This is a genomic window from Acinetobacter sp. KB005 (assembly GCF_049949095.1).
GTDB lineage: Bacteria > Pseudomonadota > Gammaproteobacteria > Pseudomonadales > Moraxellaceae > Acinetobacter > Acinetobacter calcoaceticus.
The window spans coordinates 1,802,988-1,819,190 of sequence record NZ_CP188191.1; the positions used below are offsets into that span (position 1 = coordinate 1,802,988).

Genomic DNA, 16,203 nt, shown 5'->3' on the forward strand with positions numbered 1-16,203 from the left:
TTAATTAGTTGTATTGAATGATTCTTATTACGATTTACTGGGGCGGGCAAATGAAAAAAGCGGGAACGGGGCAAAAGCGGAATCGGTCGATTTTTCGATTCTCAACACTGGCGTTTGCCATACATGCTGTGTCGATGGGTGGGCTTGTTGTGCTGCCTATGCAGCAGGCCTATGCACAAACAGTCGGAGTTAAAAGCTATAACATTCCTGCGGGCCGTCTTGCCAACGTACTCAACCAGTTTGCCGAACAATCGGGTACTTCAATTGCAATGGATGCTCAGCAACTTCAAGGGTTACACAGCCTAGGCTTAAAAGGCAGCTTTGCCGTCGAGCAAGGTTTTGAGCAGCTTTTAAAAGCAACTGAATTTAATGCCGTAAAAGTTGGGCAGGGCTACACACTCAGCAAAAAATCTATGCCGCGCGTCACTTCATCTAAGGTTCAGGCCGCTAGCCTGCCACTAAGTGGTGCCGTAATTGAAGAAGATGCATCGGTACGACTTACCCCAATAGTGGTGTACGGCAAAGAAGACCGTGACACAGAAGGCTATAACAAAGTTTATGACGCAAACCGCTCTTCGGTCTATGCGGGCAAAGACTATGTCGAGCGCTTTAAGGGAACCAACCCAGCCGATGTTTTACAAGGCATGGTGGGCGTCTATAGTGGTGATGCCCGTAACAGTGGCGCACTCGATCCAAGTGTACGTGGTGTGCAGGGCGTTGGCCGTGTGCCTTTAACCATTGATGGTACCGAACAGTCAATTGCCGTATGGCGTGGCTACAACGGGGTAAACAACCGAAACTATATCGACCCTAATCTCATTGCGGGCATTGAAGTCATTAAAGGCCCGTCTTTGGAGCGTAATACCACGACTTCTGTTGGCGGTGGTGTGGTGGTTAAAACGCTAGAGGCCGATGACATTGTTCGTCCGGGTAAATCTTTTGGTGCAGAGTTAAAGGTAGAAGGCTCAACCAACTCAATCGATCCGTCTTTGCCAGACATGAGTAAAGTAGGCAAAAACTACGATGACACAACGCCTTGGATCGACATGAACGGGGCCAAATATGACCCCGATATTTATAAAAAGAACCGGACCAGAAGTGATAACTCTAATTTTTCGGGCGATGACTTGGCGGGCCGACTGGCAATTGCAACCAAGCAAGATAAATTCGATTTACTGGCAGTTTATGCGGTACGTGAGCGCGGTAACTATTTTTCGGGGACACATGGCGCGGGCTACTATAAACGAGCGACGCCAGATAGTAGCCTTGATTTTATCCCTTACTTTGCCTATGCCTATCAACCGGGCGATGAAGTTCCCAACACTTCAAGTCATATGGAGTCGTGGTTATTAAAAGGGACCTATCGCCCAACCGATAGCCAGACCCTTAAACTGACTTACCGAGATACCAAAAATATTTTTGGTGAAATTATGCCGTCTCGAATTGTTTGGGGCATTACGCCTGATTTGGGTGTTCCGCAGTGGCCTTTAAGCAATATTCACTCTAAAGCCTATAGTCTCGAATATAAATTTAAGCCTGAGAATAATCGCTGGATTGATTTCTATGCCAACATTTGGCAAACCGACACCGAAAGCCAGACATACACACGTGGTGGGTGGCCAACCACAATCGACTTTCGAGATAACACGATTATTAACACGGCGATTAGCCATTCTGATAATACGCGTAAAGGCATTACGGTCAGTAATAAAGCCCGTTTGTTAGACCAGCTTGATTTGACGCTCGGTGGAAGTTTCTTAAAAGAAAAGCTGACGTCTGATGATGTGTATGGTGAATTTGGCCCAAGTTATTCGCTCTATCAAGCATTGCCACGAGCAGGGCGCCGTGAGGAAAAAACGTTCGACTTTAATTTTAATTATCGACCGCTGTCTTGGTTAAGTTTTGATGCGGGCATGCGTTATCGCTCGTATTGGGCTGTTGATGACTTTTTAAATAAGTCTTTGCAGAGCGAGATTGACCCGAATTTAAATCCGCTGTTTACCAAAAAAAGTAGGCTTAAAGAATATACCTTTGAATATCAGACTATGCCTGAGAGTTACACCTCGACTCAGCAGCGTTTAATCAATGTTTTAAAACAGCGCTATGCCACAAAAAATCCTGATTGGGATGGGCAGCTCGATACCGTGCCTGCCTCAGAGAGCACGTTGTATAACATGATCTGGTCACAGAAAAATACGCTGAGCTGGAAAGCAGATGCGAATGGGCAATTGTCGCTTGCTGATAATCCTTTAAACCAGCTCAATGCCTCTGGACAAAAGTACGTCGTAACTGGCGGTAATTTTATGTCGGTGGTTGACCAAGTTCCGGTTGAGTCTGCCGACAAAGTTAAAGATAGCGGCTGGGCACCGCAGTTAGGTGCCTCAATTCACCTCACGCCAAACAGCAGAATCTATGCACGCTATGCAGAGGAATATCGCTTACCAAGTTTGTTTGAAAGCACTGTTGGTTTTTCTGCCATGTTGCCATATCAAACAATCAAACCTGAACACGCTTTTAACTACGAAGTGGGTTATGTCTATGACATGCGTGATTGGTTCAGTACAGCGCGTAATGCCGACATTAAGCTCGCCTATTACTACAACAAAACCAAAAATGTGATTGAGCGTGATCAAAACCTTATTTTTACCAATATGGATGAGCAAAAGCTGTCAGGTTTAGAGTTACAAAGTCGTTTTGATAATGGCGGTTTTTTCACAGACTTGAGCGTGGCTTATAACTTAAAAAATGAAGTGTGTGATACCAATAGTGCCATTAACAAAATGATTTTAGGCGGCACGGTTCAAACCGAGCAGGGCCTTGAGTTTCGTGAACCGTATCAGCGCTGTGTTGATGACGGTTTCCCAAATGGTTACTTGGTGACCATGGCTACACCTGAACTGAGTTTCCACGGTTTGCTTGGCGCACGCTTTTTAGATGAAAAGTTAGAGCTCGGTGCACGTGCAACATTCTATAAAGCTTATGAAAGCCCGCTACGCAAAAACAATGATGCTAGCGTCAATAAAGGCTATTACCTCAATGTGCCTTTGGCGTGGGATGACACGTGGATTTTTGATGCCTATGCGCGTTATCAGGTCGATAACTACAACACCGTTGAATTTGTCGGCAGTAATCTTTCTAACCAGTTTTATATCGATCCTTTAACCCGTAGTGCCATGGCGGCACCCGGCCGAACGATGAAAATTAGCTGGACCACTAAATTTTAAACAGAATTTGATTCCCTCTACACATACATAAAAGGGGAGTCAGGTAACGGTAAATAATAAGATTGAATGATTATTATTTACAAAAAAACTGAGTAGGTTTTCAGCTGGGCCTATTCAATAAACTAAAAATAGCGAAATCGTTATTTTAAATTAAACAATAACTTAGTTTTAAAAAAGATGGAGTAACAACAAATGAAAATCTCTCAATTGTTCTTGGGTCTCGTTGCTTGTTCAACTGCATTTGCTTATGCAGGTATTGATGGTATTTCGAGTAATGAAAGTAACATCAAAATCGGTGCTGCTGCCAATGCAAGCCATCCGGGTGGTGTTGCAGCGGTATCGGTTCAAGCTGCGGGTGCACCATATAACGCTTTTACAGGTTTTAGTTCGTTAAAAGGTTTGGCTCAGGCTTTTGCTGCTCAGGGAACGAGTAACACCAATGTAACGGTTGGCAGCAAAACCTTTAATATTTCGCATATTCCAGTGTCTGCAATGCCACCTTCACACAGTGCATTAGGTAATTTTAACTTTGGTCAGGTGGGCACACAGGAAGTCTATTTTGGTGAATGGTGGAAAGCGGGCGACACGCCAGCAAGCGCGAGCCATACCGTTTACTATGCGGGTGATAACACCAATACCACTGTTCCAACTGTGGGTACTGCAACTTATACGGTTGCAGGGATTAATGGTTCTGGAAGCAATTTGTTAAGTGGTACGTTCACGGCAAATTATGGCGCGGGCACACTTGAAGGGACGCTTAACGGAACAGGTACGGCTGTTTCATCATTAAGCCTAGATGGTGTGGCATTTAATCCAGGTACTGCTGCGTTTGCCGGTTTGGCAACGGCTAACGGTACGGCTGGTATCGACAACTCTGGTGTGGTTCAAGGTCAATTCTTTGGTGCAAATGCTTCGGCTTTAGCGGGTATTGCCCAGTTTGATAACGTGTCTTACAACACTGCATTTGGCGGTGCTAAAAATTAATGAATTCAAAAGGAATCTACACACGTAGGTTCCTTTTGTTTTTTGGCTTTTGCTTGGTTGCTTCAGGTTTATTGTTTTATGAAACGAACGCTTTTGTGCTGTCTGACATTGTTGAGTTGTCCATTTTTATATGCCGACGAAGACACACAGCTTCGTCTCAATCAAAGCTTGGATCAAACGCTTTTACAAGAACAGCGACAGTTTCACGAGCAGGGAACCATTCGTAGTACCGAGCAATTACCTAAACTTCAAATTAATGGACAAGAATATAGTGTTGAGCAAAACCAGAATGATCTTGCCAAAGCGTTATATTTGGCAGTCATGCAAAAACAGTGGCTCAAAGCCACAGTTTATTTAGAACATTATAAGAAATATGTTGGCTACGATCGGGCTTTAACCGACTTTGCCGAAGGGGCAGTTGCACGTTCTCAGGGTCAACTGAAATTGGCTGAACAAAAATTTCAAAGCAGCTTAAAACAACAACCACATAACTTAATTTGTGAACTTGAGTTAGCGCGCGTGCTGTTTGAACAACAGAAGAATAAGGAAGCAGCACGCCTTTTTATTTCCATTCAAGACCAACTTAAACAAAGTGACCCTGCGGTAATCCCGTCTGGGGTTTTAACAACAGTGAATACTTTTGTTCAGGCATTAAAAAAACGAGACTCTTGGCAAGGCTCGGTTTCAGCGGGTTACACCTATGTCAGTAATTTAAATAGTTCGTCTGAACAGAGCAAAACATGGACGCTTTATGGCAAAGATAGTGACGGTAATATTATCCCAATTGAGCAAGTTACCCGTGGGACGCCTAAAGCTGAGTCGGCAACAGGTTTAGATTACGAAGCCAGTCTGATTAAACGCTATGCGATTGAGGGGCATCATGGCGTGGCTTTACGTGCGCTGGCGTTTGGACAGTCCTATAACGACCACGCGGCATTTAATGAATCTACCGTTAACATTAATGCAGGCTACAGCTACTTTGACTTAAAAAATCAAATTGGGGTGAGTCCGCTTTTTGAACATAAACGTTATGGCAATGATGGTCTTTATAATGCGTGGGGCGCGCGTGCCGAATGGATGCATTTTATCTCGGCAGATAAAGCTTTCAAGCTTGAGGCTGAGAGTAAAGATTTAAATTATCAGAAATATAAAACCCTAGATGGGGTAGAAAATTCGGCCTTCGCCACTTTCTGGAAGATTTTTCCAGACCAGTGGACTTTTTTTGGTGGTCTAGATGTAATTGACCATTCGACCCAAGAAAAATATATGGCTGCCTACCAACAACAAGGTGTGAGGTTGGGCTTAAGCAAGTCTTGGAGCACAGGATTTAACACCACTTTGTTGAGCTCTTACCGTTGGCGCCTGTTTGATAAATATGCGGAAACTTTCTTAGCACGCCGTCATGATTTTGAGCAGAACTATACCGTTGTTGTGCAAATGCCGCGCTTTGAGTTTTATGGCATGACGCCTAATTTAACCTACCGTTACAACCATAATAAAAGTAATGTCGATTGGCTGTATTCCTACGATAAACACAACATTAGCCTCAAGCTTGAGCATCGTTTTTAGGGAATAAGCCATGAAATCAAAATCTTTATTCCCGACACATAAGCCGATGGCTATGTTGCCTTTCACACAAGAGCCGAAGCATTTTTATAAGTGCTTAACCGTAGTGGTGGTGATTGGTCTGCATGTGTTTGTTGTCTGGATGCTGAGCCATTTAATTGAACCTTATACTTTTCGAGCATCGCCAAAAGTAGATGCATTAAAAGTAAGTTTTGTGTCATTGGCGCCTGCTAAAAAGCCATCGGCTGAAAAGATCGAAAGCCAACCTAAAAAAAGTGTAACGCCTAAATCTACATTAAACAGTTCGGTATCTTCAGTACCTGAAGAATCAAAAAACTCGCCTACAAATGTTCGAACATTAGCGTCAAAAACTGCCTCTAAAGAGGTCGTGCAAAATAATTTAAGTGACAAACAGCAAGCACAATCAAAAACGAATTTAAATATTTTAGCTCCACTCCAACCAGCGCAGCGTACACAAAGGCGAGCAGCTCCTCATACAGATACACAACTCAGTTCAACTGACCTTGAACCGCAAAGAGAGCACTTGCTAGAAAACACCAGCAGCACAACCAAAAGTGGCGGCGTCAAAACACCTGCAACGCAGCAAGAATATTCCAAAGCACCTAGCACTCAAGTTGAACACGATGACGTTGTTCAGGTGAGTAGTGTGGATGTGCTGAGTTTTGGTGGGCTTGACTATGATGACCGCGAGTTAAAACAACAAAATCGTTTGGTTGAGCTTCGGATTCGCATTAATGAAAAAGGGCAGCCGATCAACATTCAATTACGTCAAAGTTCGGGCATTGCCAGCCTTGATGAGCGGGTCATGCAAGCTGCACGTAAATCCAGATTTAAACCCCACAAAATTAATGGTCGCGCCGTGACCATTGTTGTGGATTTTCCAGTCCAACTCAAACTCAATCGGGGCCGTTAACCGATGAATGATATCCGTCTTGCAGGAGAAAAATGATGAACACATCTACAGAACAAATCATTAGCAACAGCTTGTCTTTACGTTTGAAACAAGAAACCGCTGCTGAACATGAACGTATGCATCAATTAATGTCACAAGCAAAGGTGTTTTCAAGTAAAGAAAAATACGCACAATTTACGTTGTCTCAATATTACTTTCAGCGCGAAATTGAACATCTTTTTGAAAAAGAGGGTGTGGCAGGACTGATTCCGGACCTCAATATTCGTGGCCGCTCAAAACAAGCACTTGCCGATTTAAATGATTTAGGCATTCAACCCAACGGGCAGCAATTACAAAGTGAAAACGTACAGCTACCCGAAGCTTTAGGCTGGATTTATGTGTCTGAAGGTTCAACCTTAGGAGCTGCATTTTTATTTAAAGAGGCCCAAAAGCATTTAGGGTTTTCTGAAACGTTTGCTGCGCGTAATTTAGCTGCCTATCCCGAAGGGCGCGCTAAAGTCTGGAAGCGTTTTGTGCAAGCACTCGACGAAACAGGCTTTGACCAAACCCAGCAAGATCGTGTTGTACAAGGTGCTTTAGATGCATTTGGATATTTTGGTCAGGCGCTTGATCAGCTCGATACATTGAAATAATAAAAAGTGGATAAAGGTTACCCAGTATGGACAAACTCAATCAAGTAAATGTGATCGTAAAACATGAGCAGTCGTTAGTACCCGCTCAACCAGTCAGTAAGCTTGCTCGTTCTATTTGGGCGCGTTGGGTGTTTATTGGTTTGGCTTGGTTGTGTATCGCGCTTGGCATATTGGGTATTTTTATTCCGGGCCTACCCACGGTTGATTTTATAATTTTAGCTGTTTTCTTTGCGGCTCGCGGCTCTGAAAAACTTCATCAATGGTTTCGAAATCATCGTTATATCGGTCCATTCGTTCGAGAGTGGCAAGAACATCGGCGTATTCCTAAAAAGGCAAAATATATCTCGACATTCAGTATGAGTTTGGCTGCGGGACTTATGCTTTGGACTATTCCACATCCGTGGTTTGTCTATCCGGCAATTTTATGTATGGCAGGGGTATTAGTATGGATGTGGCTTAAAAAATGAAAGAATTATGATTGGCACTGTTGCATAGTACGCTTCATTGTTTTTACAAAATCACGCGGTACTTCAGGGCTTTGTAAACTTAAACTGCCAAGTTTAAGCATCAGTTTAGGGGAATATTGACGTTCTAAACGATGATAAATACATGTACAACTTGCACGGCTATGACCTGCTGCCATACATTTTAAATAGAAATCACGTTGAGCATTAGTTTTCTGACCTGCAAAGGCAATAGATGCAAATAATAATCCGCCTAAAAGAACTGAATAATTATAAAGTGACATATATCTACTCGTGATTGTTTTTTTCATTATCCATATTTTGGCATAACTTTTTCAGGTTCAAAATCAGTTGATATCAACTTGCGGCTTCATCATAGTTAGAACTGTTTTAGAGGTCAAATTGATTTGAAGATGATCACTGTTTTATTGTCCTTAAAATAGACAATTTTGATTGTTGCTATTTTAAAGACAGTGTTACGACATTACACACCCTATTTTTTTACATCTTTTTTTGCTTTCATAAACGTTTAAGCATTATTCATTTTTAAATCATTTACATACAACTTAATTGCTTTAAAACTTTAATTTAACAGGATATTTTATATGGTAGATACCCCAATTAAAAAAGAAACAGAAAGTACATGGGCGATATGTCGAGATCCTGTTTTACTAACTATGGTTGGTGGGGCAATTGATACTATTGGCTTTATTGCATTGTTTGGCTTTTTTACCGCTCATGTTACAGGAAACTTAGTGTTGGCAGGGGCGGCATGGGTTAAAGGCGGCTCTGGTTTATGGATTAAGCTTGCTGCGATTCCTTTGTTCATTGTGACAGTTGTGATTACAAAACTTTTAATTGACCGTAGTCAGGTGAAGCACAAAACGCTGTCTTATTTATTCTTATTTGAAGCCATCTTTCTATCTGCTTTTATGATTGCAGGGCTTTATTTCGAACCTTTTAAAAATGCCGATGCAATTACTGTGGCATTAACAGGTGGGCTGGGTTTAATTGCTTTAGCTATTCGTAATACTTCAAGCAAAACGCTGATTAAAAATATTAGCCCAAGTACTATGATGACGGGCAATACCACGCAGCTCGGTATTGATATTGCTAACTTGCTTAAAAACAATAATGCAGCCAATCGGGCAAGTTTACTTAAAAGTGTCAGTATTGTAATTGGGTTTGTGATTGGTGCCTTTTTAGGAGCGATACTTTATGTCTATTTTGACTTCTGGAGTGTAGCGCCGTTTATCTTACCAATTTTGTATTTTTCTTATTTAGCTTCACAGCAAAAGTTCAACCAAGCTTGATTGAACTCACCAAGAATAGGCCTGAATGAAATGTAATTCAGGCTTTTTTTCGCAATAAAGGAAAACGGAAGCTGAGCTGAAATTGTTCGTTCATTGCTTTACAGGCATAATGACCTAATGGGGAATACATTCGATTAAGGAATGCAGAATGACAAAGTCTTACCATTATTCAATGATAACAATAATGGCTTTGCTCAGTGGCTGTCAGGTCATTAATTTAAAAGAAAGTAATTTAAGTAATGCTTTAAAAAGTAAGAATGAAAGTATTCTGACTGACGGCACCTTAAGCCATCAAACTCAAAACTTGCTGTATTTAGTTAAAAAAGACGAAAAATCTTGTCTGCAAAATTTTGATGATTGTTTAATTAAAATTCAAAGCTTGTCTGAAAATAGCAGTCGAGAAGAACGCTATGCTGCGCTGAGTGAAATTTATTTAGCCAAGGCTTTAGATGTTGGGCGTGGCAGCCAGTGTAATGCTATCAATAAAAGTAAAAATTGTGTTGAGCAAGAGTTAGCTTTGTTCGATAAAAGCTTGCGCTATAGCTATGTTTATTTATTTGACTCTGAAGAGTCGCCGTTCGATCGAGTGTTTGATCATCGCCAAAATCAGGTGCGTATTTTTTATAACGTCGCTTTGTCGAAGTTAATGACCACGTATTTTAATCATTTAAATACGCATCGTTTTCCACCTGTACTTAAGGCAGATGGGCATCAATATCATGTCAATTTTGACCATGCCGTAGATGTACAAAAAATAGAAGTCGATACCTTTCGCTCCAGCTATAACATGAACTTTTCTGGCTTTAATACCGTCAACCGTAAGGATGGCTTAGGGGCAGAATTTATTGTCGGGCGTAAAGAAAATGATGTAAATCATGGTTTCATTTTAGATCCCGATGCTTTTTATGCTCATCAAACCAATCCTAATATTCATTTACCACGCTTCTTTCCAGTCACTGCTATTGCTTACCCTAAACAAACAGCCACAGCAGATCAGATCATTGCTGGAGCAGAGTTAGAAATTGCCATGTTTGATCCATATCGACAAGACCGTGTAAAAGTTGAAGGTGTGGACTATCCACTCACTGCAAATTATTCGGCGCCTTATGGGCTTTGGCTCTCGAAATATAATTTAGGTGCAGCAGGGTATTGGTCTTTAATTAATAAAGAATCCAATTTAATCATGCCGCATTTATATATGCTGGAACCTTTTAACCCGAATAAGAAAATCATTGTGTTTGTTCATGGCTTGGCGAGTAGCCCAGAGGCTTGGGTAAGCCTAACCAATGACATTATGGGCGATGCCGAATTGAGGCAAAACTATCAAGTTTGGCAGGTGTTTTATTCTACCAATATGCCCATTTTTGAAAGCCGTTTTCAGATTTATTCATTGTTGAATCAGGCTTTCCAAAACATTGCCAAAGACAGCTATGCTGAGCATGATGCAGTGTTGGTTGGGCATAGTATGGGCGGAGTCATTAGCCGTTTATTGGTAAGCGATGCCGATGTTTCCGATTTAGCCATGCAAAAAATGAATGAAGCACAGTTAAATCGTTTAAAAGAAAATCCAGTGATTCAAGAGCGTTTTCAGTTCAAAGCTTTGCCTTATTTTAAGCGGGTTGTTTTTGTTTCTGCACCGCATCATGGTACAGATTACGCTGACCGATGGTTTACCCAAATTGCACGCCGTGTTATTCGTTTGCCTGCCGATTTCTTTATTGCAGTCGAAATGAGAGATGAGAAAAATACAAAGCTCAGAAAAGGTTTAATTGAAAATGGAGCGAGTAATTTAAGTCGTTCTTCTAGTTTTATGCAGCTTACGCAAGCCATTCAACCATCGTTTAACGTGGTCTATCACTCGATTATGGGCAATATTGATGGTACGGCAGATAAGTTAAAAAGCAGTGATGGAATTGTGCCGTATCAAAGTTCACATTTAGGTGGTGAACAGTCGGAACTGATTATTAAAGGCGGGCATTCAATTCAAACTAGCCCAGAAGCGATTTTAGAATTACGCCGTATTTTACGGTTGCATCTTAAGCAGTCACAGACTTCAAAATAGAAATTTTGTTTTTAGACAACCACTGCTGAAATGGGTCAGCAGTGGTTGAAATAATTAATTTAGCTGATTTTGTTTGAGCGATTTTTTATGCTCAAAGTAGCTGATTGAAAAAATAACCAAGCCGACTAAATACAAGACCACAGACAGCAGCAATAAATCTAATCCTGCTGCATAGAGTAACCAAAGCGCATAGATTGAAGCGACGCTTGCAATAGCAATATGTGGGGTACGTTTGTGGCGAATCGATTCTTTAAGATAAAAAGCCGACACCAGAAAATAAGGCAATAAAATCATTACCGATGAAATCAATAAAAGCTGGGTATAGTTTTTATTGAAAAAATACACGGCAATCAATGCGCCTTGCACGACCAGAGTGGTAAGCCAAAGCGATGAAATCGGCACATTATTCTGATTATTCTTTAAAAATAATTTCGGGAATGCGCCATTTTTTGCAGCCAAATATGGAATTTCAGTTGCAAATAAAGTCCAGCTTAAATAAGACGAAGAAACTGAAATAATAAGCCCAATGGTAATAACGATAGTGCCTGGCAAGCCTATGAGCTGCTGTAAAATGGTTGCCATTGATGGGTTATGCATGCCTGCAAGTGCTTCACGACTTACTACGCCATAGGCCAAAACTGTAACCATCACGTAAAAACTTAACGCCAGTAACACACCTAAAATAGTGGCTTTACCAATGTCATAACGGTTTTTTGCACGTGATGATAAAACCACAGCACCTTCAATACCAGTAAATACCCAAAGGGTAATTAGCATCAGGTCTTTCACTTGCTGCCAAAGTGGAACTTTTAAAGAGAAGTCATTTAAGTTGAGTTTGAATAAATCAAACTTAAAGGCAATAAAGGTAAAGAAGATAAAAACCACCATTGGAATGATTTTGGCAATAGTCGCCAGTAAATTCACAATTGCCGCTTCTTTAATGCCTCGACTCACCAACCAGTGTACAAGCCATACAAAAATGCTTGAGCCAATGAGTGAATAGAGCGTATTGCCTTCACCAAAAATAATATGGTCTTTGCTGTCGGTAAACATGCCAACGCCCGAAAAGGCAATCACGACATAACCGACAATACCAATGGTGGTACACAACCAATAGCCCCAAGCGGAGCAAAACCCAATCAGGTCACCAAAACCTTCACGCGCATAGTTATAAATACCACCGTCTAGATCTGGTCGTTGGCGAGTTAAATGTAATAGCGTGAGGGCTAAGAAAATAATGCCGACTCCGGTAATGAGCCATGCAACAAGAAGGGCAGAGCCGTTGGCAACCTGAGCCATATTTTGGGGGAGGCTAAATACGCCTGACCCCACCATAGAACTAAAGACCAGCGCTGTAAGAGACAACAATCCAATTTTGGCAGCAGACATGGTATTTATTCTTTAAAAAATTGAGAGAGTTCAGCAATGTGTTCTGGACCAATACCACAGCAACCGCCTACTAAACTTGCGCCTGCTTGCTGCCATTGCTTGGCGAAACCAAGATAAGCAGGAGCATCAAGGTCTTTACGAACTTCATCAAGTCCATCGTTGGCAGTTGCGCTGCTATCTTGAGGCGGGAAAGCATTGGCATAGGCACCAATTTGTACAGACTCTGGAATAAGTCCTTTAATTTCATTAATGGCTTGCAAGATTACTTCAGGCTGGCAGCAGTTAAACAAAACCGCTTTTGCATTTGACTGTTTTATAAAATCAGCCACTTGTTGCATGTTTTCACCTGAGCGGAGTAAGGCTTGTTCTTGTTTAATTTCGTCTTGCAGGGTAAACGATACCCAATAGTCCTTACCATCTTTTGGTAATAAGGCATGCACTGTTTCGACTTCTTTTAAGCACGATTGAGTTTCTGCTAACCAGAAATCCACCTCTGGTGCCAATGTATTAATGATGGGTTCAGCAAGGTCTTTAGCCTGCTCAGCCTGAAACAAGTCTGCACGGTAAGAACCAAATAAAGGCGGTAAGCAGCCTGCAATTTTGACATTTTTGCCGCTTTCTTTAACTGCATTTTTTGCTTGTTCGATCGCAACTTGAATTAAACGAATGCCGTCAGTTTCAAAGCGTTCTTGCCCAATGTGAAATGGTACAACAGCATAGTTATTGGTGGTAATAACTTCTGAACCAGCGTTAATAAAATCGAGATGTACTTCTTTTACTGTTTCAGGCGCTTCAATGAGTGCAAGCGCAGACCACTCTGGTTGACGAAATGGAGCGCCACGACGAGCCAATTCACGGCCTAAACCGCCATCTAAAATTTTCATAAATTACAACATAAAGGGAGAAAAAATATTTAAGTAATCTAGCGTGTAGAGGGGGCGTATTCAATCGCTAATATGCTCTATATATTTCTAAATAAATTAGATTGTTATGAATATTTTTTCTTAAAAGGAATTCTGTATATGATGTTCAATTTTACTGATGAACTTCATGTGAAAAAGAAGACTTATTTATATACAGCTATAGATTAAAAAACAAGCTTAAAGTGCGCCATATTGTTGCCAACTTTCCCCAGTGTGCTGAGTTTTATAATACGCTTTAAGTTGCTCAAGTTGACTAAAATGTATGCCTGACCAAATCAATAAGCTGATTAATATTAAAGCCTTATATAGGCTTCGAATTTTTTTGACGTGAGTGAACGCTAATGACACAAAAAATAGAGCAGGTAAAAATATAAAGAATTGAACAGAAGAGAAAAATAAATGGGCTGTACTAAAATATAAGGCGACAGCACTGATTAGTAGATTTAAAATTGAAAACAGTTTTTGATATTTGCCGAGCTTAAATGCATAAGCATTGATGGCAAGTAACACGGCTGAACTTACATAAATCGCTGTACCGCCAATCATCCACATATAAAAACCGCTTAACAAAAGATAAGCCAGTAGCAAAATAAGCACGAGCTTAAAACAAAATGAAAAGAGGCGGGATGATGAGTTTAAAGGTGTCATAGCTAATCTAAATATTTCAACTGAAGTCTTAAAAAACAAAAGGACGAATCGAAATTCATCCTTTTGGAATTTTACTTATACATCATCAAACTTAGTTTGCTTTTGCAACAGGGGCAGCAGCAGTTTCATCGTTTGCCGCTTTAAACGGAGATGTATAGTTCAAGCCAAGTGTAGAACTTGTGTACTGACGAACTTTGTCGAGTAATACAGGATCTTTGCTTAGGTCTTGTTTATAAGAAACAACAATTTCATGAAGCTTCTGATTCCATTTACCTTCAGTTTGCTCAGGGAAAGCTTTTTCAAGCAAGTTAAGCATGATGTATGGAGAAGTGGAAGCACCCGGAGATGCACCTAACAATGCAGTTACAGCACCATCTTTAGACGCAAAGATTTCTGTACCGAATTGAAGTGTAGCTGGTTTGCCCGGCTCTTTTTTAATGATCTGAACACGTTGACCACCTTGGCTTAAACGCCAGTCTTCAGCTTTCGCATCTGGGTAGTACTTACGAAGTTCATTTAGACGGTCTTCATCTGACATCATCACTTGGCTAACCAAGTATTTAACAAGATCAAGATTTTCCAAACCAACAGTGGTCATTGGTAAAACGTTGTTTTTGTTAGTAGATGCAAGTAAATCAAGCTGAGAACCGTTTTTCAGGAACTTGTTTGAATACGTAGCAAATGGTCCAAACAATACATATTTTTTACCGTCGATATAACGCGTATCAATATGTGGCACAGACATTGGAGGCGCACCAAGTTCAGCACGGCCATAAACTTTTGCTGTGTGTTCTGCAGTAATTTTTGGGTTGTCAGTAATTAAGAACTCACCACCAACAGGGAAGCCAGCATATTGTTTCGCTTCTGGTAAACCAGTAAGTTGCAATAATTTAACTGCTGCACCACCTGCACCAATAAATACAAAACGCGTTTTAACGTGATCTACTTTACCAGTTTTCAAATTTTTGAAAGACACAGTCCAAGTTTTGTCATCATTTTGGCTGATGCCAGTCACTTCGGTTGAAGTCTGTAATTTGAAATTAGGGTTTTGGTCTAAACGATTCACTAATTGTTTAGTGATAGAACCATAGTTTACGTCAGAGCCAACATCCATACGGGTCGCTGCAACTTTTTGACTAGGGTCACGATCGTTCATCACTAAAGGCGCCCATTGTTTAATAACAGCAGGGTCTTCAGTAAATTTCATGCCTTTGAACAACGGGCTTTGAATCATTGCAGCATAACGTTTTTCTAAGAATTGAACGTTATCGCCCCAAACGAAAGCAATGTGCGGAACTGGGTTAATGAATGATTTAGGTTCAGCTAAAACGCCTTGTTTTACCTGATATGACCAAAACTGTTTAGCAACTTCAAATTGAGAAGCAACTTTTTCAGCTTTGACAATTTCCATCTTACCGTTTTTCTCTTCGGTATAGTTCATTTCCATAAAGCCAGAGTGGCCTGTTCCGGCATTGTTAAAGCCGTTTGAACTTTCTTGAGCAACTTGGTCAAGACGTTCATACATACGAATTTGCCAGTTTGGTTCAAGCTCAGTGAAATAAGTACCAAGAGTGGCACTCATGATGCCGCCGCCAACAAGAACAGCATCAACAACTGGCTCATCTTTTGCAGTTTCTACTTGTTTTGACGTTGTCGGTCTAAACAAGAAAACAATACCTGCAATTAAAATAAGAATGATTAATACCAGAAGGTATTTCAAAAACTTTTTCATGTAAGGGGGACCTTAAAATAAGTTATTTGAGTCACTTAAGGTGTGAGGAAACCTAGACAGCGTATCCAGACAAAATGGATATAAATGCGAAGTAAATTCTCAAAATCAGAGAACTTATAAAAAAATAAAATTACTTGGGATTATCGCAAACACTCTATATTTTAGACCAATTTTGCATTGACAAGACAATTTTTATAATAAATGGGTTTCATCAATATCATAAATATGATTTATATTTGATCAATTTGAGCTTTAATAAGATAATTTTCAATAATTATTTTTAATTAACTATTTGAAATATAATTAATAAATTTTATTTGATTAAAGTTAAA

13 protein-coding genes are annotated in these 16,203 nt (G+C 40.5%); 8 read left to right on the forward strand and 5 right to left on the reverse strand.

Annotated elements, in window-relative coordinates; translation table 11 throughout:
- Nucleotides 1-50 precede the first annotated feature (50 nt).
- The 6 genes from ACPF64_RS08780 (at nucleotide 51) to ACPF64_RS08805 (ending at nucleotide 7,807) form a co-directional block, all read left to right on the forward strand.
- Entirely contained in the window at nucleotides 51-3,224 is a 3,174-nt protein-coding gene (locus tag ACPF64_RS08780) for a TonB-dependent receptor domain-containing protein (protein WP_426456024.1), read from the forward strand.
- Nucleotides 3,225-3,416: 192 nt separating this feature from the next.
- Nucleotides 3,417-4,208 carry a Slam-dependent surface lipoprotein gene (locus ACPF64_RS08785; RefSeq protein WP_426456025.1) on the forward strand — a complete coding sequence of 264 codons (792 nt, stop codon included), beginning with the start codon at nucleotides 3,417-3,419 and terminating at the stop codon, nucleotides 4,206-4,208.
- Nucleotides 4,209-4,286: 78 nt separating this feature from the next.
- Entirely contained in the window at nucleotides 4,287-5,777 is a 1,491-nt protein-coding gene (locus tag ACPF64_RS08790) for a surface lipoprotein assembly modifier (protein WP_426456026.1), read from the forward strand.
- A 10-nt stretch (nucleotides 5,778-5,787) separates the two neighbouring features.
- The gene (locus ACPF64_RS08795; protein WP_426456027.1) at nucleotides 5,788-6,708 is read left to right on the forward strand and encodes an energy transducer TonB; all 921 of its coding nucleotides are present in this window, start codon (nucleotides 5,788-5,790) and stop codon (nucleotides 6,706-6,708) included.
- Between the two features lie 32 nt (nucleotides 6,709-6,740).
- Nucleotides 6,741-7,340 carry a biliverdin-producing heme oxygenase gene (locus ACPF64_RS08800; protein ID WP_426456028.1) on the forward strand — a complete coding sequence of 200 codons (600 nt, stop codon included), beginning with the start codon at nucleotides 6,741-6,743 and terminating at the stop codon, nucleotides 7,338-7,340.
- A gap of 26 nt (nucleotides 7,341-7,366) precedes the next feature.
- Nucleotides 7,367-7,807, forward strand: coding sequence for a YbaN family protein (locus tag ACPF64_RS08805; RefSeq protein ID WP_426456029.1), 441 nt, complete (start codon nucleotides 7,367-7,369; stop codon nucleotides 7,805-7,807).
- 5 nt (nucleotides 7,808-7,812) lie between these two features.
- Here the strand turns inward: ACPF64_RS08805 and ACPF64_RS08810 are convergent, their stop codons facing one another.
- Nucleotides 7,813-8,088 (reverse strand): hypothetical protein, encoded by a 276-nt coding sequence (locus tag ACPF64_RS08810; protein WP_005042387.1) that lies wholly within the window; start codon nucleotides 8,086-8,088, stop codon nucleotides 7,813-7,815.
- Nucleotides 8,089-8,409: 321 nt separating this feature from the next.
- Here ACPF64_RS08810 and ACPF64_RS08815 point away from each other — a divergent pair, with 321 nt between their 5' ends.
- Nucleotides 8,410-9,117 (forward strand): YoaK family protein, encoded by a 708-nt coding sequence (locus tag ACPF64_RS08815; RefSeq protein WP_426456030.1) that lies wholly within the window; start codon nucleotides 8,410-8,412, stop codon nucleotides 9,115-9,117.
- A gap of 148 nt (nucleotides 9,118-9,265) precedes the next feature.
- Complete coding sequence (locus tag ACPF64_RS08820; RefSeq protein ID WP_426456031.1) at nucleotides 9,266-11,179, forward strand: esterase/lipase family protein; 1,914 nt, start codon at nucleotides 9,266-9,268, stop codon at nucleotides 11,177-11,179.
- Nucleotides 11,180-11,233: 54 nt separating this feature from the next.
- Here the strand turns inward: ACPF64_RS08820 and ACPF64_RS08825 are convergent, their stop codons facing one another.
- From ACPF64_RS08825 to mqo, 4 genes are all read right to left on the reverse strand, one after another.
- The gene (locus ACPF64_RS08825) at nucleotides 11,234-12,568 is read right to left on the reverse strand and encodes a basic amino acid/polyamine antiporter (RefSeq protein ID WP_004641701.1); all 1,335 of its coding nucleotides are present in this window, start codon (nucleotides 12,566-12,568) and stop codon (nucleotides 11,234-11,236) included.
- Nucleotides 12,569-12,573: 5 nt separating this feature from the next.
- Complete coding sequence (locus ACPF64_RS08830) at nucleotides 12,574-13,452, reverse strand: homocysteine S-methyltransferase family protein (RefSeq protein ID WP_205469729.1); 879 nt, start codon at nucleotides 13,450-13,452, stop codon at nucleotides 12,574-12,576.
- Between the two features lie 216 nt (nucleotides 13,453-13,668).
- Nucleotides 13,669-14,139 (reverse strand): hypothetical protein, encoded by a 471-nt coding sequence (locus tag ACPF64_RS08835; protein ID WP_426456032.1) that lies wholly within the window; start codon nucleotides 14,137-14,139, stop codon nucleotides 13,669-13,671.
- Nucleotides 14,140-14,230: 91 nt separating this feature from the next.
- Nucleotides 14,231-15,871, reverse strand: a complete 1,641-nt coding sequence (gene mqo, locus ACPF64_RS08840; protein WP_209830177.1) for a malate dehydrogenase (quinone) — start codon at nucleotides 15,869-15,871, stop codon at nucleotides 14,231-14,233.
- Nucleotides 15,872-16,203 lie beyond the last annotated feature (332 nt).

Bases quoted from the DNA above. Each gene is read 5' to 3' on its own strand.
- ACPF64_RS08835 (WP_426456032.1), bottom strand. From the start codon at position 14,139: ATGACACCTTTAAACTCATCATCCCGCCTCTTTTCATTTTGTTTTAAG.
- ACPF64_RS08795 (WP_426456027.1), top strand. From the start codon at position 5,788: ATGAAATCAAAATCTTTATTCCCGACACATAAGCCGATGGCTATGTTG.
- ACPF64_RS08825 (WP_004641701.1), bottom strand. From the start codon at position 12,568: ATGTCTGCTGCCAAAATTGGATTGTTGTCTCTTACAGCGCTGGTCTTT.
- ACPF64_RS08800 (WP_426456028.1), top strand. From the start codon at position 6,741: ATGATGAACACATCTACAGAACAAATCATTAGCAACAGCTTGTCTTTA.
- mqo (WP_209830177.1), bottom strand. From the start codon at position 15,871: ATGAAAAAGTTTTTGAAATACCTTCTGGTATTAATCATTCTTATTTTA.
- ACPF64_RS08805 (WP_426456029.1), top strand. From the start codon at position 7,367: ATGGACAAACTCAATCAAGTAAATGTGATCGTAAAACATGAGCAGTCG.
- ACPF64_RS08790 (WP_426456026.1), top strand. From the start codon at position 4,287: ATGAAACGAACGCTTTTGTGCTGTCTGACATTGTTGAGTTGTCCATTT.
- ACPF64_RS08780 (WP_426456024.1), top strand. From the start codon at position 51: ATGAAAAAAGCGGGAACGGGGCAAAAGCGGAATCGGTCGATTTTTCGA.
- ACPF64_RS08820 (WP_426456031.1), top strand. From the start codon at position 9,266: ATGACAAAGTCTTACCATTATTCAATGATAACAATAATGGCTTTGCTC.
- ACPF64_RS08785 (WP_426456025.1), top strand. From the start codon at position 3,417: ATGAAAATCTCTCAATTGTTCTTGGGTCTCGTTGCTTGTTCAACTGCA.
- ACPF64_RS08830 (WP_205469729.1), bottom strand. From the start codon at position 13,452: ATGAAAATTTTAGATGGCGGTTTAGGCCGTGAATTGGCTCGTCGTGGC.
- ACPF64_RS08815 (WP_426456030.1), top strand. From the start codon at position 8,410: ATGGTAGATACCCCAATTAAAAAAGAAACAGAAAGTACATGGGCGATA.
- ACPF64_RS08810 (WP_005042387.1), bottom strand. From the start codon at position 8,088: ATGTCACTTTATAATTATTCAGTTCTTTTAGGCGGATTATTATTTGCA.